Consider the following 24,355-nt stretch of genomic DNA (forward strand, 5'->3'; position numbering starts at 1 on the left):
GGATCGGCGGCCCGTGAAGGCGTGTGCTCGAATATTCGCAGCGCCGAGGTATTGCTGATTCAACTGGTTTCCGATGCGGAAGTCGCGGGCCGCGCCAGTGAGATCATGGCACTGGTCAAGGATCACCTGGAGACCGACGACCCCCGCCGTACACGGCTCGCCCTGCGGCTGCGCCCCGTCATCGCAGGCGACATCACACCGAGCGACCGGGATCTCATGGCCAGGGCGCTCGACGCCGCCTACAGCAGCCTGGACGACGAACTGGCCCGGGTGCGCAGCCTGCGCAACATCCTCTGGGCCGCCACCGTCCTGGTGATCATCGGCGTGGTCAACCTGGCCCTCTACGGATGGCTCTCGCCCAGTTCGCTGAGCCTGTGCTTCTCGCCCCAGGGCGGCTCCACAGGCGCGGTGACGGTCGTGTGCCCCACCGCCGAGTACCACAACGAGCCCGCCGACACCGACCCGAGCAGGCTGGCCGGCGCGACGGACATCCTGACCGTCGAGATCGCCGGGCTCGCCGGTGCCGCCCTCACCGTCATCGCGTCGCTGCGCCGCATCCGGGGCACCGACTCCCCCTACATGCTCCCCCTGGCGTCGGCGGTGCTGAAGCTCCCCACCGGTGCCCTGTCGGCCTTCCTCGGACTGCTGCTGATCCGGGGTGCCTTCGTCCCCGGGCTCAGTGACCTGGACAGCAGGGCGCAGGTCCTCGCCTGGGCCGCGGCCTTCGGCGCAGCACAGCACCTGGTGACCCGGCTCGTCGACGACCGCGCGCAGATGACGCTGTCGGAGGTGGGCAAAACCACCGAAGCCGTGCTCGATCCCGAGAGGGTCGCCGTCAAGGAGGGGCTACCGGCGTCTGCCGCCGGATCGCCCAACGGAGCGGGACCGCACGACGAGCCGGAAGAGGCGGCGAGCGGGGACGGCGACGACGACGGGCCCGCCCCCGACGGGAAACCCGCTCACCGCCGCAGCGGTGCGTGAGCCGTCTCCGGCAGCCGCAGATACACCAGCGACGACAGCAGGCAGAGCACGGCGACGTACCACGGGAACAGCCCAGAGTGCCCCAGCTCCTTGAACAGGGTGCCGACGTACGGAGCCGTGCCGCCGAAGAGGGCCACCGTCAGCGAGTAGGGGAAGCCGATACCGGCCGCGCGCACCCGGGGCGGGAAGATCTCCGCGTTCACGGCCGCGCTGATCGAGGTGAAACCGGTCAGCAGCACCATGCCCGCGCACTGCACGAGCAGCAGCACGGCGAACGAGTCGCGCAGGCTGTGCAGCAGCGGCACCGTGAGCAGGGCGAAGCCCAGGCCGAAGAAGAGCAGCAGGGGGCGGCGGCCGAAGCGGTCCGAGAGCAGTCCGCCGAGCGGCTGCAGCAGGGCGAAGAAGGCCAGTGAGATCGTGCCGGCGAGCAGCGCGTCCGACTTCTCCAGGCCCGCGTTGAGTTCGGCGTACGTCGGCAGATACGACGTCCATGTGTAGTAGGCGATGGTGCCGCCCGCCGTGATGCCGCAGATCAGGAGCGACTCGCGCGGGTGCCGGCGCAGCGCCTCGAACAGACCGGGGCGCGGGGCCTGCTGCTGCTCGGTGCTGCGGGTCTCCTGCGCGCCCTGCCGGATCCAGAAGCCGACCAGGCTCAGCACGGCCCCGAGCACGAACGGGACCCGCCAGCCCCAGCCGTTCATCTGCCCGTCGCTCAAGCTGTCCACCAGCAGCGTGGCGATGCCGGAGGCGACGAGCTGCCCCACGGTCGTCGACACGTACTGGAAGCTGGAGAACAGCCCGCGCCGGCCGGGGCCCGCCGACTCCACCAGGAAGGTCGTCGAGGCCGCGAACTCGCCGCCCACCGACAGGCCCTGCAGCAGCCGGGCGAGGACGAGGACCACCGGCGCCAGCACGCCCACCGAGGCGTAGGTCGGGGTGAGCCCCACCAGCAGGCTGCTGCCGCCCATCAGCAGGATGGTGACCGTCAGCGCGGCCCGCCGCCCGTGCCGGTCCGCGACCGCGCCCATCAGCAGCCCGCCGACCGGCCGCATGAAGAAGCCCACCGCGAAGACCGCGAACGTGGACAGCAGCGGCACCAGCGAGTTGTCCGCGCTCGCGGGGAAGACCTGGGCGGCGATATAGGTCGCCAGGAACGTGTAGGCGTACCAGTCGTACCACTCCACGGCGTTGCCCACGGAGGCGGCGAGGAGCTGGCGGACGGGCCGTTTCGTCGGCGGGGAAACCGTCTGCGTCTCTGTCACGCCCCTCACCCTCCCCTGCCAACGCCCGGGCACACCTTCCGTACCGGCGACTTTCACATGAGTGTCACCAGCCCCTTCCTTGGCGTTTGGTGTCCCTGAAACACTCCTTCCGCGCAGATTCCGTCATGTTCCGGCCATCCAGCACCTCAGGATGAGAGGTCTGTCCTTCATGTCCGAAGTAAACCGGCGCCGCTTTCTTCAACTCGCGGGTGCCACCACGGCCTTCAGTGCGCTGTCCGCCAGCATCCAGCGTGCCGCCGCGCTTCCGGCGAACCACCGCACCGGGTCGATCGAGGATGTCGAGCACATCGTCGTCCTGATGCAGGAGAACCGTTCCTTCGACCACTACTTCGGGACCCTGAGAGGCGTCCGCGGCTTCGGCGACCCGCGTCCGGTCACGCTCGACAACGGCAAACCGGTCTGGCACCAGGAGAAGGACGGCAAGGAGATCCTGCCGTTCCACCCGGACGCCGACGACCTCGGCATGCAGTTCCTGGAGGGCCTGCCGCACTCCTGGCCCGACGGCCATCAGGCCTACCGCGGCGGCAAGTACGACCGGTGGGTGCCCGCCAAGGGCACCACGACCATGGCGTACCTGACCCGCGAGGACATCCCCTTCCACTACGCGCTCGCCGACTCCTTCACCGTCTGCGACGCCTACCACTGCTCGTTCATCGGCTCCACCGACCCGAACCGCTACTACATGTGGTCCGGATACACGGGCAACGACGGCACCGGCGGCGGCCCGGTCCTCGGCAACGACGAACTCGGCTACGGCTGGACGACCTACCCCGAGCGCCTGGAGCAGGCCGGCATCTCCTGGAAGATCTACCAGGACATCGGCGACGGCCTGGACGCGGCCGGCTCCTGGGGCTGGATCGAGGACGCCTACCGGGGCAACTACGGCGACAACTCGCTGCTGTACTTCGACAAGTACCGCAATGCCAAGCCCGGCGATCCCTGGTACGACAAGGCCCGCACCGGCACGAACGCCAAGGCGGGCGAGGGCTACTTCGACCGGCTGAAGGCGGACGTCAAGGCGGGCAGGCTGCCCCAGATCTCCTGGATCGCCGCCCCGGAGGCCTTCTCCGAGCACTCCAACTGGCCGTCGAACTACGGAGCCTGGTACATCGCGCAGGTCCTGGACGCCCTCACCTCCAACCCGGAGGTCTGGTCGAAGACCGCCCTGTTCATCACGTACGACGAGAACGACGGCTTCTTCGACCACGTGGTGCCGCCGCTGCCGCCCAAGGACGCCTCCCGCGGCCTGTCCACCGTCGACGTCTCCCTCGACCTCTTCCCTGGCGACGCCAAGAACACGGCCGGTCCGTACGGCCTCGGCCCCCGGGTGCCGATGCTGGTCGTCTCGCCGTGGAGCAAGGGCGGCTACGTCTGCTCGGAGACCCTCGACCACACCTCGATCCTGCGGTTCATGGAACGCCGCTTCGGTGTGGGCGAGCCCAACATCTCGCCCTGGCGCCGGGCCGTCTGCGGTGATCTGACGGCCGCGTTCGACTTCTCCCGCAAGGACCCGCGGCCGGTCCCGCTGCCCGGCACCGACGCGTACGAGCCGCAGGACCGCGAACGCCACCCCGACTACAAGCCGGCCCCGCCCGCCGATCCGCGCATGCCCCGGCAGGAACGCGGCCTGCGCCGCACCCGGCCGCTGAAGTACGCCCCGCACGTGGACGCCTCGGTCGACGCCGCCGCCGGGAAGCTCACCCTCGCCTTCGCCTCCGGGCTGAAGGCCGGCGCCGCCTTCCACATCACCTCAGGCAACCGCTCCGACGGCCCCTGGATGTACACCACGGAGGCCGGCAAGTCCCTCTCCGACACCTGGAACTCGGCCTACTCGGCGGGCTCGTACGACCTGACCGTGCACGGCCCGAACGGCTTCGTGCGGGTCTTCAAGGGGTCGAACAAGAAGGCCGGCTGCGAGGTCACCGCACGCCACACCGGTGACGACGTGGAACTGACCTTCACCAACAAGGGCTCCGGCACGGCACGGCTGAAGCTCTCCGACCGTTACGGCACCAAGCCCTCGACCGTCACCGTCCGCCCGGGCGCGACGGTACGGCGGACCGTCGACCTCGACCGCAGCCGCCGCTGGTACGACCTGACCGTCACCGCCGAGGGCGACGCGGCGTTCCTGCGGCGGTTCGCGGGGCACGTCGAGAACGGCCGGCCGGGTGTGAGCGACCCGGCGATCGTCACCGGGTAGCCGGGAAGAGGTGCCCCGGATCGTGCGGCCGGGGCACCAACGCCGGTTCGGCCGTGGCCGAGCCGGGTTCCAGGGCCAGGACGGCGGCCACCGGATGGTCGTCGTCCACCGGACGGTCGTGGTCCACGGGCGCCGCCCTGCTGAGCAGCACCACGCCCCAGGACGCCAGGCCGGCCCCGGCGAGCGCGAGCAGCACGCCCGCCGCGCCGCCCTGCAGGCGTTCGCCCAGCAGCGACAGCCCGATCACCGCGGCGGCCAGCGGGTTGGCCAGGGTCACCATCGCGAGCGGGGCCCCCAGACCGCCCCGGTACGCCACTTGCGACAGCAGCAGCCCGCCGGCCGCGAAGGCCGCCACGAGCAGTGCCACCCCGACCACCTGGACGCTCAGCAGCGGACCCGAGCGGTCCGTCGCGGCCACCGTCACGGTCTGGGTGAGGGCCGAGGCGACTCCCGACGCGATGCCGGACGCGGTCGCGTGCCGCAGCCCCGGGCGGGCGCCCGGCCGGGACAGCACCCCGAGGAGGGCAGCGGTGGCACCCGCCACCGCCAGCGCCTCGGGAACGCTCAGCACGTCGTCGGGCGCCGGGCCGGACGCCGTGACCAGGATCGCGCCCAGGCCGAGAAGCGTCAGCGCGGTGCCCTTCCACTCCACCGCGCTCACCCGCCGCCCCGCGAGCCGCGCCCCCATGGGCACCGCCGCGACCAGGGTGAGCGCGCCGAGCGGCTGGACCACGGTCAGCGGTCCGTACCTCAGGGCCACGACGTGCAGCAGCGCGGCCGACGCGTTCAGTCCGACCGAGCACCACCAGGCGCCGCTGCCGAGCAGCCGCAGCACGCCCGAGCCGGGGGAGCGGGAGGCGAGCCGCTCCTGGGCGACCGCCGCTGCCGCGTAGGCGACGGCGGAGACGAGGGACAGGGCGACGGCGACGGCCACGGCGTTCATCGGCCTGCCCCCGCGAGTGCCTGCTCCTCGGATCGCGCCTGCGCCGGTACGAGCCTGCCCTGCGCGCGGCCCGCCGTGGTCGCCGTGCGGTGCGGCGCGTGCACGACCGCGAGCGCGAGGCCGAGCAGGGCCGTCGCCACGATCGCGTCCAGCCAGTAGTGGTTCGCGGTGCCGACGATCACCAGCAGTGTCAGCAGCGGATGCAGCAGCCAGAGCCGGCGCCACCGTGACCGGGTCGCGACGATCAGGCCGATCGCCACCATCAGGGCCCAGCCGAAGTGCAGCGACGGCATCGCCGCGAACTGGTTCGAGAGGGAGTCGGTGGCGGGATCGCCGTAGACCGACGGCCCGTACACGCGCGCCGTGTCCACCAGGCCGGTCGCGGCCAGCATCCGGGGCGGCGCGAGCGGGAACAGCAGGTGCAGCGCCAGCGCGGCGGCGGTGACGGCGGCCAGGACCCGGCGGGCCCACACGTAGTGGGCCGGGCGGCGCAGATAGAGCCAGACCAGGAAGGCGACGGTGGCCGGGAAGTGGACGGCCGCGTAGTAGGTGTTCGCGACATGCGCCAGACCGTCGCCGTGCAGCAGCAGGGACTGCACCGCCCCCTCGCCGGGCAGATGGACCGCTCGCTCGAAGTCCCACACGCGGTGCGCGTTGTGGAAGGCCTCGCCGGTGTGGCCCGTGGCGAGTTGCCGCCCGAACTTGTAGACGAGGAAGAGCCCCGCGACGAGCAGGAGCTCCCGGACGAGCGGCGGTCGGGCTATGACGTGCGGCGGTCGCGCTGTCGCGTCGGACCCCGCCGGCGCAGGCTCGGTGCGGGCATTCATCCCCCGGCCCCTTCGGTCACGGTGGTGCTGTTATCGGTACGAGTGCGTACCGATACGCCAGTGTACCGATACGGTCGCGTTCCGGTACACTGGCGTATCGATAGACGTAGAACACACTGCCGGCCGGAATTTTTCGGCCGCCCGACGAAAGCCAGGAGCAGAGCCATGACGTCGCAGGCTGGGGACCGACCCGAGCCGGTCGGTGCCACGCGCCGCTCCAAGATCACGCCCGAGCGTGAGCAGGAGTTCTTCGAGGCCGTGCTGGAGCAGCTCCGCGAGTGCGGCTACGACTCCGTCACCATGGAGGGGATCGCCGCCAGCACCCGCTGCAGCAAGTCCACGCTCTACCGGCAGTGGAAGACCAAACCCCAGTTCGTGGCGGCGGCGCTGCGCTCCCACCGGCGGACGCGCTGCATCGACACCGGCTCGCTCGCGGACGACCTGCGCGAGGCCGCCCGGGCGGCGGGAGAGCTGTCAGGCCGGGACACCAAGCTCCTCCAGGCGCTCGCCCACGCGGCCCCGCAGGACCCGGAACTGCAGCGCGCGTTGCGCGAGGCGCTGGTCGAACCGGAGATCGCCGCGCTGAAGGAGATCATCCGGCGCGGGGTCGAGAGGGGAGAGGTGCCCGCCGATCATCCGGCGCTGGAGTACATCCCGGCGCAGATGTTCGGCGTCCTGCGCATCCGGCCCGTCCTGGAGGGTGAGTACGCGGACCCGGACTACCTGGTGCGCTTCGTGGAGGCCGCCGTGCTCCCGGCTCTGGGCCTGAGATGAGACCCGGGCCGCCGTCCGTCGGATGACAGGACGGTGACCCGACCGCGCCGACCCGTGGGGACGGGGGCGGCGCGCACCCCCCGGCCGGGTGGGGTTCCCCTGTGAGCGGCGGGGGCGCCCCACCCGGCCGACCGGTTGCGGGCGGGGCGGTCGTTCCTTGTCAGACGTCCTGGCCGTTGCCGCTGCCCGTCGACACCTTGATGCCCTTGGCGATGTCGTCGAGGACGGACTCCTTCTGGCCGGCGTCCACGCCGAACCGGACGACGACCATCTGCTTCGCGTTCGCGGGGGAGGGGAACGCGAGCGACTCCACGATGCCGTCGGCGCCCTTGGTGGTGACGGCCTTCCAGCGGACCAGGTAGCCCTTCTGCCCGGCCACGGTCACCGCCTTGGAGGCCAGTACGTCGTGCGAGGTGATCCCGCCGTAGGACTTGCCGCCGTAGGACTCGTCGGCGTTGGCCGAGATGTCCGCCTTGGCGATCTCTTCGGCGGTGCTGCCCTTGGTGCCGAGGGCCAGGGCCGGTGCGGAGTAGGCTCCGCCCTTCGTGCAGGTCGAGGAGGTGTCGCCGGGGCACTTGTAGGAGTCGTCGGACGTGAGTTGCGCGCCGACCGTGATCTCCTGGCCGTACCAGCCCTCCGGGATCGGCATGCTGATCCCGCTGACGCCGTCGGTCACCGACCCGCTCCTGATCTTCGGCGGCTCGGACTGCTCGGGAGACGGGCTCTGACCACCGGGTCCGCCGGAACCTCCGGAGCCGCCATTGCCTCCGGATCCCCCCGACCCGCCCGGCCCGCCGAACGGCCCGCCCTGGCCACCGGTTCCGCCCGGGCCGCCCGGTCCCTGCGAAGTGGCCGAACCGCCGCCCGAGCCGCCGTTGTCGGTCAGCGCGTACACGCCGACACCGATGCTCGCGAGTACAACGACGGCCGCCGCGACGGCAATCCCGATCCGCAGCCGGCTTCCACGGGCGGCCGGGGGTGTGGCGGGGTAGCCGGGATAGGCACCGGCGCCCGGGTACCCGGGGGTGTTCGGGTACGGGGCCGGCCCTGGGGGTTGGCCGGGGGTGCCCGGGTATCCAGGGGTGCCTGGGTATGCGGTGGCGCCGGGGTGTCCGGGGGCGCTCGGATGTCCGGTGGTGCCTGGGTATCCGGGAGGGCCCGGGTGCCCGGCGGCGCTGCCATGCCCGGCAGCGTCTGGATGTACGGCAGCGGTCGGATCCCCCGCCGGGGCTGAACCACCTGCGGCGCCCGAGTCTGTCGCGGCCGCCGGGTCTCCCGCAGCCGCCGGATTCACCGCGGAGCCGGAGCCTGCCGCAGGGGCGTGATCGCCTGCAGCGGGCGAGTGCCCCGCAGCGGAACTCGTGGCAGCGGCCGAGCTGTCCGCGGTGTTCGAGTCCCCCGCGCGCGCCGAGCCCTCGGCAGCGGCCGGATCCCCCGTGGCGGAGCCTATGGCGGGAGCCGGGCCGGGCGTGGTGCCCGAGTCCTTCGCCGCACCCGGATCCCCCGCAGAAGCCGAACCCTCCTCAGCCGCCGGATGCGTCGGCGGTTGTGCCGGACGGATGCGGGCCGTCCAGGCCTTGCCGTCCCACCAGCGCTCGGTGGCGGGCCCGTCACTTTTCTGTCCGGGGTCCGGGTACCACCCGGAAGGAGTCTCCTGCGTCATGCCCCCACCGTATGAGGCGTCGGTGAAAGAGGCATGAGAGGAGTCGACCAGGATCGGTCATTCCAGGAGCAAGCGGGTCGGACGCAGGCGGGTGGGCGGTGGCAGCCGCAGCCCGTCCCGGCCCGGGGTCACCGACCCCAGCACGCTGGGATGCCGGGCACCGGTGCTCGCGGGTGAGGTGCCGGGCAGGCCGTGCAGGGTCAGGAATCCCAGGACGGCGAAGGCGTAGGCCTCCTTCGCCCCGGACGGCAGCCCCAGTTCGTCCGAGGCGCGCACCGCCACCCCGGGCAGCAGATCCCCGAGCATCCTCATCAGGACCGGGTTGCGCGTCCCGCCGCCCGAGGCGACCACCTCCGTCGCGCCCACCGCCCGCACGGCGTCCGCCACGGTCCGGGCCGTGAGCATCGTCAGGGTGGCGACGACGTCCTCGGCGGGCAGCGTCCCGAACCCGGCCAGCGCGTCCCGCAGATGACCGAGATGGAACAGTTCCTTGCCCGTCGTCTTGGGCGCGGGCAGCGCGTAGCGCGATCGCCCTCGCGACCTCGCGCGGGGGAGGCGTCTTCTGGGACCGCTCCGCCGCGAACTCCGGTGTCTCGTCCAGCCGCAGCCTGAGCCACAACGCCCCGAGCCCCAGCGGCAGCGTCAGCAGGAACGGCAGCCGCCAGCCCCACGCGCCGAGCTGCTCCTCGGTCAGCGCGGTGGCGAGCAGCGCCGCGGCGCCCGCACCGCCCAGCAGCCCCAGTGCCACCGTGAACGACTGCCACGATCCGTACAGCCCCCGCCGGCCCGGCGGTGCGAACTCGGTCATCACCGACACCGCACCGCCGAACTCCCCGCCGGCCGACAGCCCTTGGAGCACCCGAAGGAAGGTGAGCAGCCAGGGCGCCAGCGCGCCCGCCTGGGCGTACGTCGGCAGCACGCCGATCAGCGTCGTCGCCACCGTCATCAGCGTGATCACCAGGACCAGCACCGGCCGACGGCCGACGCGGTCCCCGAGACGGCCGAAAAGCGCCGCCCCGACCGGTCGGAAGAAGAACGCGAGCGCGAACGACGCGTACGTCTTCACCAGAGCCTCGATCTCGCTGCCGCCCTCCGGTGTGAAGAACCGCGCCGCGATGATCGTCGCGAAGTAGCCGTAGACGCCGAACTCGTACCACTCGATGAGATTGCCCACCGACCCCGCGACCAGCGCCCGCCGGCCGCGCCGTGTGTCCCGTCCCTGGTGAATGGACGTCACCTCCCGTACCGTTGTGCCTTGTTGACCCGAAGGCGGCTGGTGACGGGCCGAATGCGTCGTCCGATCGCCGTCGGCTTCACCCGTCACGGCAACAGGTGCCCGGACCGCCCTCCACTCAGGCAATCGGACGGCTACGCTCGACGTCTGTACGTCGTTCGGGCGACTTGGGGAGGTAGCGGGATGACGGAGGTACGGCCCACGGCCGGCGCCTCGGCTTCCCTTTGGGAGCGCGACGACGAAGTCGCCGACGTCGCGCGGGCGGTCGACGGCCTGTGCGCGGACCGCTCCTCGTCCGGCGGACTGCTGGTCTTCCGGGGCGAGGCCGGACTCGGGAAGACCACGCTGCTGGCCGAAACCCGCCGCATCGCCGAGGCCCGCGGCTGCACGGTCTGGTCGGCACGCGGCGGCGAGACCCTCAGGTCGGTCCCCTTCAACGTGGTACGGCAGTTGCTGCAGCCGGCACTGGTGTCGATGCTCCCCGAGGAGGCACGCGAGTACCTCGGCGACTGGTACGACATCGCCGGCCCCGCCCTCGGCATAGCGGACCCCGGCGACCGGCAGGCCGACCCGCAGGGCGTGTGCGACGGACTGGTCGCCGCCGTGCGCCGGCTCGCCCGCCGGGACTGGCCGCTGGTGCTGCTGATCGACGACGCCCACTGGGCCGACCAGGAGACCCTGCACTGGCTCGCCGGGCTCGCCGAGCGCCTCGACGAGATGTCCGTGCTGGTCGTGGTCACCCGCCGCCCCGGCGAGGTCTCCGGCACCAGCGCCCGCCACCTCGACACCGTCGCCGCCGCCGCGGACGGCCCCGTCGCGACGCTGAGCGCCCTCACTCCGGACGCGACGGCCGGACTCACCCGCGCCACCCTCGGCCCGCACGCCGACGCCGCGTTCTGCCGCGAGGTCTGGGCCGTCACCGCCGGAAACCCCTACGAGACCGTCGAACTCCTCGCCAAGGTCCAGGACAGCGAACTCGAACCGGTCGAGGCCCGGGCCGGGGACTTGCGCGAACTGAACCGCTCGGCCCGCGGCGGCGGCCTCGTCGCCCGCCTGGAGGAACTCGGCATCGACGCGACGCGGTTCGCCTGGGCCGCCGCGATCCTCGGCACCGACATCTCCACCGACCTGGTCGCCAAGCTCGCCACCCTTGGGCCCGACGACGCCCGCCGCTGCGCCGAACTGCTGCGCACCGCCCGCATCCTCACCACACCCGACCCCGCGACCGGCCGCAGCGCCGACGGCGACCTGGAGTTCGTCCACCCGCTGATCGCCACCGCCGTCTACAACTCCATACCCGACGCCCTGTGCACCGCCATGCACGGCATCGCCGCCCGGATCGTCACCGACGAGGGGCGCGGCGCCGCCGCGGCCGCCCGCCACCTCCTCGAAGTCCACCCGGACGACGACGAGGAACTCGTGGGGCAGCTGCGCGAGGCCGCCCGCGAGCACCTCGCCGTCGGCGCCCCCGACGCCGCCCGCCGCTGCCTGGAGCGCGCCCTGGAGGAACCGCCCCGGCCCGAGTCCCACCCGCACGTGCTGTACGAACTGGCCGAGGCCACCTTCCTGACCGCGCCCGCCCGCACCATCGGCCATCTGCGGACCGCGCTCGGCATGCCCGGCCTCGGCGGGGACAAGCGGGTGGACGCCGTCTTCCGGCTCTCCCAGGCGCTGCTCCACAACGACCAGCTGGAGGAGGCGGTTCGCACGGTCGAGGCGGAGGCCGCGCGGCTGAGGCCCGGGCCCGCCCGGATGCGGCTCCAGGCCGTGCACTTCATGTGGGAGGGCATACACGCCGGCGAGGCCACCTCGCCCGACCGCTCCCGGCGGCTCGCCGACCTCGCCGCCACCTGCACCGGCCGGGACAACTCCGAACGCGCGCTGCTGATGCTGCGCGGCTTCGACGCCCTCATGCACGGCGAGAACGCGGAGGAGGTCGCCGAACTGTGCGACCGCGCCCTCGTCAACGGCCGCCTGGCCCCGGGGCTCGGCTGGACCGACACCGAGTGGGGCATCGAACTGCTGCTGATGCTGGCCAACGCGTACGCCTTCACCGACCGCCTCGACCGCGCCGAGACCCTCTACAACGAGGCCCTGCGCGCCTACGAGACGGCCGGCTGGAGCGGCGGCCACCTCGCCCTCGCTCATGCCTACGTCGGGCTCGGCCACCGCAGGCGGGGCCGTCTGAAGGAGGCGGAGTCGTCCCTGCGCGAGTCGCTGCGCCTCGCCGAGCGCGTCGGCCGTGGTCTGCCGCTGTACTGGTCCGCGACCTGCAACCTCGTCGACACGCTGCTCGCCCGCGGCCATGTCCAGGAGGCCTGGGAGGTCGCCGAACGGTACGGCTTCGCCCCGCCCTACCCCTCCACCATCGTCCTGCCGGACCCGCGTTCGGTGCGCGGGAGGCTGCTGCTGGCCGTCGGCCGCACCAAGGACGGCATCAACGAACTGGAGGCCGCCGAGAAGGCGGCGGCGGCACGCGGCCACCACAACCCCGTGCTCGTCCCCTGGGCGGCCGATCTCGCCCGGGCCCTCAGCACCGCGGACCCGGCCCGTGCCGCCCGGCTCGCCGTCGACGTCCGCCGGCAGGCCGAGCGCTTCGGCACGGACACCGCCATCGGCGAGGCCCTGCGCTGCGCCGCCGCCCTGGAGACGGGCCAGCGCGCGGTCCGGCTCGCCGCCCAGGCGGTCACCTACTTGGAGGCGTCGCCCTGCCAGTACGAGCACGCGGCGGCCCGCATCGAGTTCGGCATCGCGGCCCGCTCGGTGAGCGACCTCGAACGCGGCCTGGACCTGGCGGTCTCGTGCGGCGCGGACGGACTGGCGGAGCGGGCGCGGGCCGTGCTCAAGGCCGGCGTCGGACCGGCGTAGCTCAGACGCGGAGCAACTGGTCGGTCACCGCCGCGAGCCGCGCCCGCACTCCCGGGTCGTACGCCGCCTCGTGGGCCCGTGCCGGACTCGTCCCGTCGAAGTACCGGCCGCTGCCCGACTCCCGCGTGGCCAGGGCCAGCACGCCCGCCGCGCCGTCGGCGACCGTGTTCCAGGGCGTGACATCCGCTTCGCGGACCATCCCCGTGTCCATGTAGGTCGCCGGGTGCAGCACGTTCACCGAGACGCCGGTGCCGTTCAGCTCCTCGGCGAGGGCGAACGTGTGCGCGGCGAGCGCGAACTTGCTGCGGCAGTACGCCGAGACGCCGCTGTAGCGGCGGGTGAACTCGGGATCGTCGAAGGAGAGGGGTTCCTGACCGGCCGACCCGACGTTGACGATCCGGGCCGGCGCGTTCGCCCGCAGCACGGGCAGCAGAGCCCGGGTCAGCACCACGGGTGCCAGATAGTTCACCGCGAGCCGTAGCTCATGCCCGTCGGCGCTCAGCTCACGGCCCGCGTCGGGCGCCCCGAAGCCCACGCCCGCGTTGTTGACCAGCACGTCGAGCTCGGGATGCGCGTCGGTGACATGCCCGGCCAGTTCCCGTACCTGGGACAGCGAGGCCAGGTCCGCGACGAACGCCTCCGCGTCCCCCTCCGTGCGCAACTCCTCCGCCAGCCGTTCGGTCCGGCCCGCGTCACGGCCGTGGACGAGGACGACATGTCCGGAACGGGCCAGTTCGAAGGCGACGTGGCGGCCGAGGCCCGAGGTGGCGCCGGTGATCAGGATGGTGGACATGACTCCACCGTAGGCATGCGGTGCGGGCCCGGGCGAGCTACCGCTGAGGCTACGACCAGCAGGATCACCCTCCGGCGCCTACGAAGAGCCCTCCTCCTCCGCCAGTACCCGCTGGGCCGTCGCGAACGCCGAGTTCGCCGCCGGCACCCCGCAGTACACGGCCGTCTGCAGCAGCACCGCGCCGATCTCCTCCGGGGTGAGCCCGTTGCGGCGGGCCGCCCGGACGTGCATGGCCAGCTCGTCGTAGTGGCCGTGCGCGACGAGCGCGGTGAGGGTGATCATGCTGCGCTCGCGGCGCGACAGCGTCGGGTCGGTCCAGATCTCGCCCCAGGCGTAGCGCGAGATGAAGTCCTGGAAGCGCGCGGTGAAGGGCGTCTGCCGGGCCTGCGCCCGGTCGACGTGCGCGTCGCCGAGCACCTCGCGCCGCACCTCCATCCCGCGTCCGACGGGCCCGCCGAAGTGGGCCCGCAGCGCTGTCAGTACCGCCTCCGGGCACTGTGCGGGCGCCAGGTGCGAGGCGCCCGGGAGCTCGACGAGCGTCGAGCCCGGCACCGCGTCGGCGATCTCCCGCAGATGCGCGGGCGGCGTCGCCGGATCCTCGCGGCCGGCGACCAGCAGCGTCGGTACGGCGATCTCGGGCAGCCGGTCCCGCAGATCGAACGCGGCGAGCGCGTCACAGCAGGCGGCATACGCGTCCGGGTCGGCGTCCCGGTGGTCCCGCACCAGCTCCGGCACGGTGAACCCGGAGGTGAACCAGCGCGCGTCCGCCCCCTCCGCCAGCCCGGCCAGCCCCTCCCGCCGCACCAGCGCGGCCCGCTCCTGCCACGGCCCGGCCCCGTTGAAGTGCGCCGACGAGCAGATCACGGCGAGCGACGACAGCCGCTCCGGACGGTGCACCGCGAGCTGCAGCCCCACGGCCCCGCCCAGCGACACACCCGCGTACGCGAACCGCTCGATGCCGAGCGAGTCGGCGAGCGCCAGCACCAGACCGGCGAGGTCACCGACCGTCGCGCCCGCCTTGATGAGCTCGGCCGCCGAACCGCCGTGCCCCGGCAGATCCCAGCGGACCACCCGGTGGGTGATCGACAGCTCGGGCGCCACCTTGTCCCACAGGGCGTACGACGTGCCGAGGGAGGGGCCGAGCAGCAGCGGGGGAGCGGAGGCGGGCCCTTCGGTGTGGTGGTTCAGGAGTGTCAACGTCGCTCCAGAGCGCGGTCGGTGAGGGCTCCGGCGGAGCCGGTGTAGTGGGTGGGATCGAGGTCGGCGTCCGCCAGCTCCGGTGCCTCGGCGAGCGGGCGTCCCTCGGCGGCCAGCCGGGTGAGGAGTTCCTTGGCGCGGGCGCGGCCCAGCACCGGAGCCAGCTCCGCGGAGAGCCGTTCGGAGACGATCAACCCGCCGGTCAGGTCCAGGTGTGCGCGCATGGCCTCGGGCCTGACCAGCAGTCCCTCGGCCAGCTCCACGGCGTCCCGGGCGGCCCCGCCGACCAGCCGCAGCAGGTCCCGCAGCGGTTCCCACTCGGCGTGCCAGGACCCGGCCGGCCGCTCGTCCTCCGCGGCCAGCGAGCCGTACAGCGTGGCCGCGAGCTGGGGTGCCCGTCGCGCGGCGGAGGCGATGAGGGTGGACCGTACGGGGTTGGACTTGTGCGGCATGGCGGACGAGCCCCCGCCGCTGCCCTCCGCGACCTCGGCGATCTCGGTGCGCGACAGGGTGAGGACGTCCACGGCGAGTTTGCCGAGCGCCCCCGCCGTGAAGGCGAGGCACCCGGCGAGATCGGCGACGGGCGTCCGCAGGGTGTGCCAGGGCAGTTCGGGTGCCCTGAGGCCGAGTTCACCGGCGTACGCCGCCGGCAGTCCGGTCGGATCGCTCGCGCCGTACGCGCCGAACGCCGCCAACGTGCCCGCCGCGCCGCCGAGTTGGGCGGGCAGCGAATCCCGTACGGCCGTCGTCCGGTCCCGCGCGTCGAGGACCAGCGCCCGCCAGCCGGCCGCCTTCAGCCCGAAGGTCGTCGGTACGGCGTGCTGGGTGAGCGTTCGTCCCGGCATCGCGGTGTCACGGTGCTCGGCGGCCAGCCGGGCGAGAGCCCGCTCGGTGCGTCCGAGGTCGGCGAGGACCAGGTCCAGGGTTCGCGCGGCGACCAGCATCGTCGCCGTGTCCATGATGTCCTGGCTGGTCGCGCCCCGGTGGACGTAGGGACCGTAGGTCTTGCCGACGGCCTTCGTCAGCTCCGCGACCAGCGGGATGACGGGGTTGCCGCCCGCGCGGGCCCGCTCGGTGAGGGACGGTACGTCGAAGGCGCGGGCGCCTGCGGCCGCCTCGGTCACCGCCGTCGCCGCCTCGGCCGGGGCGAGCCCCAGCGCGGCCTGGGCCCGGGTCAGCGCGGCCTCCGCGTCGAGCAGCGCCCGCAGATACGCGTGGTCGCTCGTCGCGGACGCGGCCGCCGAGTCGGCCCACCCGGGGGCGAGCAGGCCGGTGTCGCCGTGCGCAGCTGTCACTGGAACTCCAGGAAGACCGTCTCGCCTTCGCCCTGAAGGCGGATGTCGAAACGGTACGTGCCGGGCGTCTCCTCCGCGGCGATCAGCGTGTCGCGGCGCCCGTCCTCCAGCCGGGACAGCAGCGGGTCGGCGGCGAGGACCGCCGCATCGCCCGGCAGGTAGATCCGGGTGTACAGGTGCAACAGGAGCCCTCGCGCGAAGACGCACACGCTGAGGTACGGGGCGTTGCGCCCGCGCGCTCCGGGCCGCAGCGTGCGCGCGTACCAGTGGCCGTTCGCGTCGGTCTGGATGCGTCCCCAGCCCGTGAACTCCACGCCGTTGCGCCCCAGGAAGCCGCCCGAAGCCGGGTCGCGGCGCATCGAACCGTCGGCCGTCGGCAGGGTGCCCTCCGGGTCCGGGCCCCACAGCTCGATCAGGGCGTCGGGCAGCGGATCGCCCTCGCCGTCGGTGACGTACCCGTGCACGGTGACCGTGTCCGGATGTCCGGCGGGCGCGATGTCCTCGCCGCCGCGGAACGGCAGGGCATGGCCGTAGAACGGGCCGACGGTGTGCGAGGGGGTGGGCAGCACGCTCTCGGGCCTGCTGGTGTCGATCTTCGTCATGGCAGGTCAGCGCCCTTCTTCGATCCAGGTGGCCTGCGGTCCGTCGAGCACGATGTCCCAGTGGTAGCCCATCGAGAACTCCGGCACCGACAGGCTGTGGTCGTACGTCGCGACCAGCCGCTGCCGGGCCGCGTCGTCCGTCACCGACTGGATGATCGGGTCGTAGGGGAAGAGCGGGTCGCTCGGGAAGTACATCTGCGTCACGAGCCGCTGGGTGAACGCCGAGCCGAAGAGCGAGAAGTGGATGTGGGCCGGCCGCCAGGCGTTGACGTGCTGGCGCCACGGGTACGGGCCCGGCTGGACGGTCGTGAACCGGTAGTGGCCCTCGGCGTCGGTGAGGGTGCGGCCCACGCCGGTGAAGTTCGGGTCCAGCGGGGCGTCGTGCTGCTCGCGCTGATGGGCGTAGCGGCCCGCCGAGTTGGCCTGCCAGATCTCCACGAGCTGGCCGCGCACCGGGCGGCCGCCGCGGTCCAGCAGCCGGCCGGAGACGGTGATGCGCTCACCGATCGGCTCGCCGTCGTGCTGCCGGGTGAGGTCGTTGTCGATCTCGGTGATGTCCCGCTCCCCGAACGCCGGGGAGGACAGCTCGACCAGTTCCGGGTCCTTGCTGACGTCGATGGTGACCGGCGGCTGCTTCGGGTGCCGGAGCACCGAGGAGCGGTACGGCGCGTAGTCCCGCCGCGGCTGGTGCTCGACGGGCCCGCCGTCGGCGAGGCGCTTCTCGTACGCGGCGTGCTCGGCCGCGATCTCCTGATCGATGTCGTGCTGAGTGAGAGTCATGGAAATCCCTGAGGTTCTTGAGGATCGTGCCCCGTCAGGGGCGCGGGGAACTGCGCGACCAGCCACACACGGCCCCGCAGCCGAACGCCTAGCGTTCAAGGACGAGCGCGAGTCCCTGGCCCACCCCGATGCAGAGCGTGGCGACACCGACGCCACTCCCACGCCGGGCGAGCTGATGGGCAACCGTGCCGGCGAGCCGGGCACCCGATGCACCGAGCGGATGCCCGAGGGCGATCGCCCCGCCCTGCGGGTTGAGGACCGCGGGGTCGAACTCGGGCCACTCGGCCACACACCCCAGCACCTGCGCCGCGAACGCCTCGTTCAGCTCCAGCACCGACAGGTCGTCGAACCCCTTGCCCGCCTTGGCCAGCGCCCGGTTGACGGCCTCGACGGGCGCGAGCCCGAAGTAGTGCGGGTCGGTCGCGGAGACACCGGTGGCGGACACCCGGGCCAGCGGCTCGCGACCTGTGGCCTTCAGGCCCTCCGCGTCGACGAGGAGCAACGCGGCAGCCCCGTCGTTGAGCGGTGAGGCGTTGCCCGCCGTCACCGTGCCGCCCTCCGTACGGAACGACGGCTTCAGCTTGGCCATCGACGCCAGGGAGGCATCCGGACGGACACACTCGTCGGCGGCGAAGACCACCGGATCGCCCTTGCGCTGCGGGACCGCCACCGGCGTCGACTCACGCTCGAACAGTCCCTGTTCCCGCGCCCGCGCGGCCTTCTCATGGCTGTGCAGCGCGAACTCGTCCTGCTGCTCGCGGCTGATCTTGTGCTTGTCGGCGATGAGTTCGGCCGACTCGCCCAGCGGGATCGTCCACTGCGGCTCCATGCGCGGGTTGACCATCCGCCAGCCCAGAGTCGTGGAGTACAGCTCGGTGTGCCCGGCCGGGAAGGGCCTGTCGTTCTTGGGCAGCACATAGGGCGCACGGGTCATCGACTCCACACCACCCGCCAGCGCGATGGAGGCGTCGCCGACCGCGATGGCACGGGCCGCCTGGATCACGGCCTCCAGCCCGGAGGCGCACAGCCGGTTGACGGTCACGCCCGGCACCGAGGTGGGCAGGCCCGCCAGCAGCGCCGCCATGCGGCCGACGTTGCGGTTCTCCTCACCGGCGCCGTTGGCGTTGCCGAAGTACACGTCCTCGATCCGGCCCGGATCCAAGTCCGGGGTGCGGGCGAGCAGTTCGCGGATCGCGTGCGCGCCCAGGTCGTCCGGACGGACCGAGGCCAGAGCGCCGTTGTAGCGTCCGATCGGCGTGCGGACCGCGTCGACGATGTAGACGTCCTTCACTTCACACCCTCCGGCACGCTCAGTTCGGCGTCGGTCCTGGCGACGACCTCCTCGGCGCTCACGCCCGGCGCGGTCTCGACCAGGACGAGCCCGTCCTCGGTGACGTCCAGGACGCCGAGGTCGGTGATGATCCGGTTCACACACCCCTTGCCGGTCAGCGGCAGGGCGCACTCGGTGAGGATCTTCGGCGAGCCGTCCTTGGCGGTGTGCGTCATGACGACGACGACCGTACGGGCCCCGTGCACCAGGTCCATCGCCCCGCCGATGCCGGTGATCAGCTTGCCGGGGACCGCCCAGTTGGCCAGATCGCCCCGCTCGGACACCTGCATCGCGCCCAGCACCGCCACGTCGATGTGCCCGCCCCGGATCATCGAGAAGGACAGCGCCGAGTCGAAGAAGGACGCGCCCGGCAGGACCGTCACGGTCTCCTTGCCGGCGTTGATCAGGTCCGGGTCGACCCTGTCCTCGGTGGGGTAGGGGCCGGTGCCGAGGATGCCGTTCTCCGATTCGAGGACGACCTCGACGCCCTCGGGCAGGTAGTTGGGGATGAGGGTGGGCAGGCCGATGCCCAGATTGACGTACTGGCCGTCCCGCAGCTCGTGCGCGGCCCGCGCGGCCATCTGTTCACGCGTCCAGGCCATCAGTCGCTCACCGTCCGCTGCTCGATCTTCTTGTCCGCCGCCTGCTCAGGAGTGAGCGCGAGCACCCGCTGCACGAAGATGCCGGGCAGATGCACCGCGTCCGGATCGATCTCTCCGGGCTCCACCAGCTCCTCCACCTCGGCGATCGTCACCCGCCCGGCCATCGCGGCCAGCGGGTTGAAGTTGCGGGAGGACTTGTTGAAGACCAGGTTCCCGTGCCGGTCGCCCTTCGCCGCCCGGACCAGGGCGAAGTCGGTACGGATGCCCCGCTCCAGCACGAACTCCGTGCCGTCGAACTCCCGCACCTCCTTCGGCGGCGAGGCCAGCGCGACCCCGCCCTCACCGTCGTAGCGCCACGGCAGACCGCCGTCGGCGACCTGGGTGCCCACCCCGGCCGGGGTGTAGAAGGCGGGGATCCCGGCGCCCCCGGCCCGCAGCCGCTCGGCCAGCGTCCCCTGCGGGATCAGCTCGACCTCCAGTTCCCCGGCCAGGTACTGCCGCGCGAACTCCTTGTTCGCACCGATGTAGGACCCCGTCACCCGGGCGATCCGGCCGGCGGCGAGCAGGACCGCCAGGCCCGACTCCATCGCCCCGCAGTTGTTGGAGACCACCGACACCCCGGCCACCCCGCGCTCGTACAGCGCCTGGATCAGCACGTTCGGCACACCGCTCAGCCCGAAACCACCCACCGCGAGCGACGCGCCGTCCGGCACATCGGCCACCGCCTCCAGGGCTGTGGCGACCACCTTGTCCATCCGAGAAGCCCCATCTCTTCCGAGCGCCCCGACGTGATTTAGTCAGCGCACTGAGTATTTCCGTGAAGCTCCTCTCACGCTGCCATCGCCACAGCAGGGCGTCAAGACCTCGGCATATGCGCCCCTGATCCCTTGTGCAGTCAGCAGACAGCCCGGGAGCGGGCCGGTATTGTTCAGTGCACCAACGAAAACGACCGAGGGGTGCACATGGCGGCGGCCGACCTCACCACCCACCCCGGGCACCTGGCCCGGCGGCTCCAGCAGGCGCACTACCTGCTGTGGAACACGATGGTCTCCGAGGAGATCACCTCGCCCCAGTACGCGGTCCTCAACACACTCGTCGCCGAGCCCGGCCTGGACCAGCGCACGGTGGGGGAGCGGGTGGGGCTCGACCGGTCCACCATCGCCGAGGTGATCAGCCGGCTCATCAGGCGGGGACTGCTCGACAAGGTCCGCGACCCGCAGGACGGCCGCCGCTTCCTGCTGCGCCTCACGGACGAGGGCGTACGCACCCACCGCAAACTGACCGTGCGCACCGCCCGGATGAACCAGATCTTCCTCGCGCCGCTGACCGCCGAGGAGCAGACGGTGTTCTTCGACCTCATCCGGCGCGTGTCGGACGCGGCCGAAGGCCTGCGCAACCCGGGGGAGCCCCTGGTGGCGCCCCGCTGACCGGCGCGGCCCGCGCGGGCCGGTCAGGGCGCCTTGGCGTACACCACCCACACCTGGCCCTTCGCGAAGTTCACGGGTGTGCCGTCGCGGGTGGTGAACGCCGTGCCGTCCGTGGCGTCCTCGCGCTCCCAGTTCACGTCGTAGGCGCGCCCGTCACGCAGCACCTTCGCCTTCCCCGAGCCCACCGTCTCGGTGTACGGCGTGTTGTTGCCGAGGAAGTCGCGGAAGGCGGACTCGCGCACCTGCACGTACTGCACGACGACCGTCGCTGCCGCCATCCGCTTGCCGTCGGCCGTGGTGGCGGGCGTGCCGTCCATGCCGACCAGCCAGCGGTCCCGGGAGTCCGACCAGGTGAAGGTGAAACGGGCCGCCGGATAGCGCACCGTCTGCGAGGTCGTCGTGGTGCCGCCCGCGGGGGCGGAGCCGTAGCGGAAGCCGGTGGTCAGGGCGGCCCGGCCCGGGGCATCCGGCACGATCCGCTCGGGCCGCACATAGAGGTTGTGCGGGGCGGACCTGTCGGGGTCACGGAAGAAGGCGTCGGAGGCGCTGCCCGGCGTCGCCGTCCGCAGCGGTGCCTTGTCGATCAGCGGCAGGAGCTTCGTCTGGGCGCCGGAGAAGGCGAGGGTGGGCCGGTCGAACTGGCGCAGCAGCTCCAGATCCGACTCGCGGGCGCTGCGCACCGGGCCGACCGCCTTCGGCAGCTTCGTGGCGTACACCGCCATCAGGCGGCTCAGTCCGCCCTCGACCTGCTCCACGTACACCACGTCCGCGGCGTCGACACCCGTGGGCGGCCGGGCCGTGCCGGCGTTGTCGATCTTGACGGCGAGCACGGAGCCGTCGGTCGGGGTGGGTGACGCGCCGCGCTCCGACGCGGCGGCCGATCCCCGCCCGTCGTCGGGCGGCCCGCCCCCGCTCGTGCAGCCCGCCGACAGCGCCGCCGTCACCGTCGCGGCCAGCAGCGCCGCTGTCGTCACGGCCCGCCGCCCGCGTGCCTCTCGTCCCATGCCCACCGTCGCCACCGCGTCTCATGTCATCTGTTTGTTCTGATTGTGCGCTTATCTGAGCATCGATGGCCATGTCCGATCGTTTCCGACGGGACGTTGTCCCCGTCGCGTCCGTCGATCGGCTCAAGGTTCAGCGCGGGGCACCCGGGTACCCGGGCCCCGCCGACCGACCGACGCGCACGCTGACGGAGGGAGCGCGAGGCGATGAGGGCAGTGACCTGGCAGGGCAAGCGTGACGTGCGGGTGGAGAACGTGCCCGATCCGACGATCCAGGAGCCGACGGACGCGGTCATCCGCATCACCTCAACCGGGTTGTGCGGGTCCGACCTGCATCTGTACGAAGTGCTCACGCCGTTCATGACACCGGGGGACATCCTCGGCCATGAGCCCATGGGCATCGTCGAGGAGGTCGGCGCCGGTGTACCGGACCTCCAGGCCGGGGACCGGGTCGTGGTGCCGTTCCAGATCGCCTGCGGCAACTGCTGGATGTGCCTCACCGGCCTGCCCACCCAGTGCGAGACCACCCAGGTCAGCGGCGAGGGCATGGGCGCCGCCCTGTTCGGCTACACCCGCCTGTACGGCGCCGTGCCGGGCGCCCAGGCCGAGTACCTGCGGGTCCCGCAGGCGCAGTTCGGCCCGATCAAGGTCCCGGAGGGCCCGCCCGACGACCGCTTCGTCTACCTCTCCGACGTCCTGCCCACCGCCTGGCAGGCAGTCGCCTACGCCGACGTCCCGCAGGGCGGCAGCGTCGCCGTGCTCGGCCTCGGACCCATCGGCGACATGGCCTGCCGCGTCGCCCGGCTCCGGGGCGCCGGACGGGTGTTCGGCGTGGACCGGGTCCCGGAGCGGCTGCGCCGGGCCCGCGCGCGGGGCGTGGAGACGTACGACCTCAGGTCCTTCGACGACGAGAAGGAACTCGTCGCCGCGATCCGCGACGAGACCGACGGCCGAGGCTTCGACGCCGTGATCGACGCGGTCGGCACCGAGGCCCACGGCAGCGCGGCCGCGCGCATGGTGCAGAACGCCTCGTCGATCCTGCCCCGCAAACTGAGCGGCCCGCTCGCCGAGCGCTTCAGCATCGACCGGCTCACCGCCCTCCACACCGCCATCGACCTGGTGCGCCGCGGCGGCACCCTCTCGCTGTCCGGGATCTACGGCGGCCTGGCGGACCCGCTGCCGCTGCTCACCCTGTTCGACAAGCAGGTCCAGATACGGATGGGCCAGGCCAACGTCCGCCGCTGGAGCGACGACATCATCCCGTACCTGACCGACGAGGACCCGCTCGGTGTCGGGGACTTCGCCACCCACCGGCTGCCGCTGTCGGAGGCCCCGCACGCCTACGAGATGTTCCAGCGCAAGCAGGACGGCGCGGTCAAGGTGCTGATGCGGCCCTGAGCGCCCCGAGCGTCCTCAGGCGCCGAGGATCTCCGCCAGGTCGTAGCGGACCGGCTCCTGAAGCTGCGCGTACGTGCAGCTCTCGGGGGTCCGGTCCGGGCGCCAGCGGCGGAACCGGGCGGTGTGCCGGAAACGCTGCCCGTTCTCCATGTGGTCGTACGCCACCTCGGCCACCCGCTCCGGCCTGAGCGGCACCCACGACAGATCCTTGCGGCCCGACCAGCGGCTCGGCGCCCCGGGCAGCCGGGCCTTCTCGTGCGCGGCCTCCTCGGACCAGGCCGCCCACGGATGCCCCTGCGCGTCGTCCAGGCGCAGCGGCTCCAGCTCCTCCACCAGCTCGGCACGCCGCTTCATGGGGAAGGCGGCGGACACACCCACGTGCTGGAGGGTGCCCCGGTCGTCGTACAGGCCGAGCAGCAGCGAGCCCACGACGGGGCCGCTCTTGTGCAGGCGGTACCCGGCGACGACCACGTCCGCCGTGCGCTCGTGCTTGATCTTGAACATCGCGCGCGCGTCCGGGCGGTAGCGCACCGTCAGCGGCTTGGCGATGACACCGTCCAGGCCCGCCCCCTCGTACTGCTCGAACCACTGCCGCGCCACCTCGATGTCGGTGGTCGCGGGCGCCAGGTGCACCGGCGCCGTCACCCCCGCCAGCTCCCCGGCCAGCAGCTCCCGCCGGTCGGTCATCGGGACGTCCATCAGCGACTCGTCCCCCAGCGCCAGCAGATCGAAGGCGACGAGTGAGGCCGGCGTCCGCTCCGCCAGCATCCGCACCCGCGAGTCCGCCGGATGGATCCGCTCCGTCAGCGCGTCGAAGTCCAGATGCCCCTCCCGCGCGATCACGATCTCCCCGTCCACCACACAGCGCTCCGGCAACCGCTCCCGCACAGCCGTCACCAGCTCGGGAAAGTACCTGGTCAACGGCTTGCCCGTACGGCTGCCGAGCTCGACCTCGTCCCCGTCGCGGAACACGATCGCCCGGAACCCGTCCCACTTCGCCTCGTACTGCATGCCCGCCGGGATCGCCGCCACGGACTTGGCGAGCATGGGCAGCACGGGGGGCATCACCGGGAGATCCATGCCTTGACTCTAAGAGCCGCTCGCTGGCTCCGCCTGTTGAGCGGACCCGTGAAAGCCGCAGGTCAGGGCGAGTTCCT

20 protein-coding genes and 3 pseudogenes are annotated in these 24,355 nt (G+C 72.5%); 6 read left to right on the forward strand and 17 right to left on the reverse strand.

Going from position 1 to position 24,355, the window contains the following annotated elements; all coding sequences use genetic code 11:
• The first annotated feature begins 105 nt into the window (after window positions 1–105).
• The gene (locus tag OHU35_RS35905) at window positions 106–981 is read left to right on the forward strand and encodes a hypothetical protein (protein WP_229873101.1); all 876 of its coding nucleotides are present in this window, start codon (window positions 106–108) and stop codon (window positions 979–981) included.
• On the opposite strand, the gene OHU35_RS35910 is transcribed toward OHU35_RS35905, so the two are convergent.
• On the reverse strand, window positions 960–2,243 hold the full coding sequence (locus OHU35_RS35910; RefSeq protein ID WP_189726074.1) for an MFS transporter: 1,284 nt from the start codon (window positions 2,241–2,243) through the stop codon (window positions 960–962). The two genes, OHU35_RS35905 and OHU35_RS35910, sit on opposite strands and share 22 nt — an antisense overlap.
• 169 nt (window positions 2,244–2,412) lie before the next feature.
• Between OHU35_RS35910 and OHU35_RS35915 the strand changes: the two genes are divergently transcribed.
• Window positions 2,413–4,464 carry a phosphocholine-specific phospholipase C gene (locus OHU35_RS35915; RefSeq protein WP_189726073.1) on the forward strand — a complete coding sequence of 684 codons (2,052 nt, stop codon included), beginning with the start codon at window positions 2,413–2,415 and terminating at the stop codon, window positions 4,462–4,464.
• On the opposite strand, the gene OHU35_RS35920 is transcribed toward OHU35_RS35915, so the two are convergent.
• Both OHU35_RS35920 and OHU35_RS35925 read right to left on the reverse strand, forming a co-directional pair.
• On the reverse strand, window positions 4,454–5,407 hold the full coding sequence (locus OHU35_RS35920; RefSeq protein WP_189726072.1) for a hypothetical protein: 954 nt from the start codon (window positions 5,405–5,407) through the stop codon (window positions 4,454–4,456). The two genes, OHU35_RS35915 and OHU35_RS35920, sit on opposite strands and share 11 nt — an antisense overlap.
• Entirely contained in the window at window positions 5,404–6,234 is an 831-nt protein-coding gene (locus OHU35_RS35925) for a phosphatase PAP2 family protein (RefSeq protein ID WP_189726071.1), read from the reverse strand. Before OHU35_RS35925 ends, OHU35_RS35920 begins: the two co-directional genes overlap by 4 nt.
• A 165-nt stretch (window positions 6,235–6,399) precedes the next feature.
• On the opposite strand from OHU35_RS35925, the gene OHU35_RS35930 reads away from it, so the two are divergent.
• Entirely contained in the window at window positions 6,400–7,008 is a 609-nt protein-coding gene (locus OHU35_RS35930; RefSeq protein ID WP_184588197.1) for a TetR/AcrR family transcriptional regulator, read from the forward strand.
• Window positions 7,009–7,168: 160 nt separating this feature from the next.
• On the opposite strand, the gene OHU35_RS35935 is transcribed toward OHU35_RS35930, so the two are convergent.
• From OHU35_RS35935 to OHU35_RS35950, 4 genes and pseudogenes are all read right to left on the reverse strand, one after another.
• Window positions 7,169–8,302: a hypothetical protein gene (locus tag OHU35_RS35935; protein WP_372498758.1), complete on the reverse strand. Its 1,134-nt coding sequence runs from the start codon at window positions 8,300–8,302 to the stop codon at window positions 7,169–7,171.
• Window positions 8,303–8,554: 252 nt separating this feature from the next.
• Window positions 8,555–8,671, reverse strand: a pseudogene (locus tag OHU35_RS35940) (DUF2510 domain-containing protein); the annotation flags it as partial.
• Between the two features lie 57 nt (window positions 8,672–8,728).
• Window positions 8,729–9,193 (reverse strand): annotated as a pseudogene (locus tag OHU35_RS35945) (anhydro-N-acetylmuramic acid kinase); the annotation flags it as partial.
• Window positions 9,180–9,908, reverse strand: a pseudogene (locus OHU35_RS35950) (MFS transporter); the annotation flags it as partial. The pseudogenes OHU35_RS35945 and OHU35_RS35950, both read right to left, overlap by 14 nt.
• Before the next feature lie 180 nt (window positions 9,909–10,088).
• Between OHU35_RS35950 and OHU35_RS35955 the strand changes: the two are divergent.
• Window positions 10,089–12,773: an ATP-binding protein gene (locus OHU35_RS35955; protein ID WP_405508268.1), complete on the forward strand. Its 2,685-nt coding sequence runs from the start codon at window positions 10,089–10,091 to the stop codon at window positions 12,771–12,773.
• A gap of 1 nt (window position 12,774) precedes the next feature.
• On the opposite strand, the gene OHU35_RS35960 is transcribed toward OHU35_RS35955, so the two are convergent.
• The 8 genes from OHU35_RS35960 to OHU35_RS35995 all read right to left on the reverse strand — a co-directional run bounded on the left by OHU35_RS35960 (window position 12,775) and on the right by OHU35_RS35995 (window position 20,127).
• Window positions 12,775–13,566: an SDR family NAD(P)-dependent oxidoreductase gene (locus OHU35_RS35960; protein WP_189726069.1), complete on the reverse strand. Its 792-nt coding sequence runs from the start codon at window positions 13,564–13,566 to the stop codon at window positions 12,775–12,777.
• Window positions 13,567–13,644: 78 nt separating this feature from the next.
• Window positions 13,645–14,763, reverse strand: a complete 1,119-nt coding sequence (gene pcaD / locus OHU35_RS35965) for a 3-oxoadipate enol-lactonase (protein WP_189726068.1) — start codon at window positions 14,761–14,763, stop codon at window positions 13,645–13,647.
• Window positions 14,760–16,058, reverse strand: coding sequence for a 3-carboxy-cis,cis-muconate cycloisomerase (gene pcaB / locus OHU35_RS35970; protein ID WP_189726067.1), 1,299 nt, complete (start codon window positions 16,056–16,058; stop codon window positions 14,760–14,762). Before pcaB ends, pcaD begins: the two co-directional genes overlap by 4 nt.
• Window positions 16,055–16,660 carry a protocatechuate 3,4-dioxygenase subunit alpha gene (gene pcaG, locus OHU35_RS35975; protein WP_189726066.1) on the reverse strand — a complete coding sequence of 202 codons (606 nt, stop codon included), beginning with the start codon at window positions 16,658–16,660 and terminating at the stop codon, window positions 16,055–16,057. The genes pcaB and pcaG overlap by 4 nt, the downstream gene beginning before the upstream one ends.
• 6 nt (window positions 16,661–16,666) lie before the next feature.
• Entirely contained in the window at window positions 16,667–17,440 is a 774-nt protein-coding gene (gene pcaH, locus OHU35_RS35980; protein WP_189726065.1) for a protocatechuate 3,4-dioxygenase subunit beta, read from the reverse strand.
• An 88-nt stretch (window positions 17,441–17,528) separates the two neighbouring features.
• Window positions 17,529–18,731 (reverse strand): thiolase family protein, encoded by a 1,203-nt coding sequence (locus tag OHU35_RS35985; protein ID WP_405508271.1) that lies wholly within the window; start codon window positions 18,729–18,731, stop codon window positions 17,529–17,531.
• Window positions 18,728–19,372: a CoA transferase subunit B gene (locus OHU35_RS35990; protein ID WP_189726063.1), complete on the reverse strand. Its 645-nt coding sequence runs from the start codon at window positions 19,370–19,372 to the stop codon at window positions 18,728–18,730. Before OHU35_RS35990 ends, OHU35_RS35985 begins: the two co-directional genes overlap by 4 nt.
• Complete coding sequence (locus OHU35_RS35995) at window positions 19,372–20,127, reverse strand: CoA transferase subunit A (protein ID WP_189726062.1); 756 nt, start codon at window positions 20,125–20,127, stop codon at window positions 19,372–19,374. Before OHU35_RS35995 ends, OHU35_RS35990 begins: the two co-directional genes overlap by 1 nt.
• A gap of 207 nt (window positions 20,128–20,334) precedes the next feature.
• On the opposite strand from OHU35_RS35995, the gene OHU35_RS36000 reads away from it, so the two are divergent.
• Entirely contained in the window at window positions 20,335–20,799 is a 465-nt protein-coding gene (locus OHU35_RS36000; RefSeq protein WP_189726061.1) for a MarR family winged helix-turn-helix transcriptional regulator, read from the forward strand.
• A 23-nt stretch (window positions 20,800–20,822) separates the two neighbouring features.
• Here the strand turns inward: OHU35_RS36000 and OHU35_RS36005 are convergent, their stop codons facing one another.
• Complete coding sequence (locus tag OHU35_RS36005) at window positions 20,823–21,803, reverse strand: DUF3048 domain-containing protein (protein ID WP_189726060.1); 981 nt, start codon at window positions 21,801–21,803, stop codon at window positions 20,823–20,825.
• A 204-nt stretch (window positions 21,804–22,007) separates the two neighbouring features.
• Between OHU35_RS36005 and OHU35_RS36010 the strand changes: the two genes are divergently transcribed.
• A complete protein-coding gene (locus tag OHU35_RS36010) occupies window positions 22,008–23,198 on the forward strand; it encodes a zinc-dependent alcohol dehydrogenase (protein ID WP_189726059.1) in 1,191 nt (396 codons plus the stop codon).
• A 15-nt stretch (window positions 23,199–23,213) separates the two neighbouring features.
• On the opposite strand, the gene OHU35_RS36015 is transcribed toward OHU35_RS36010, so the two are convergent.
• A complete protein-coding gene (locus tag OHU35_RS36015) occupies window positions 23,214–24,278 on the reverse strand; it encodes an ATP-dependent DNA ligase (RefSeq protein ID WP_189726058.1) in 1,065 nt (354 codons plus the stop codon).
• Between the last annotated feature and the right edge of the window lie 77 nt (window positions 24,279–24,355).

The organism is Streptomyces purpurascens (assembly GCF_045040895.1).
Classification (GTDB): Bacteria; Actinomycetota; Actinomycetes; order Streptomycetales; family Streptomycetaceae; genus Streptomyces; species Streptomyces purpurascens.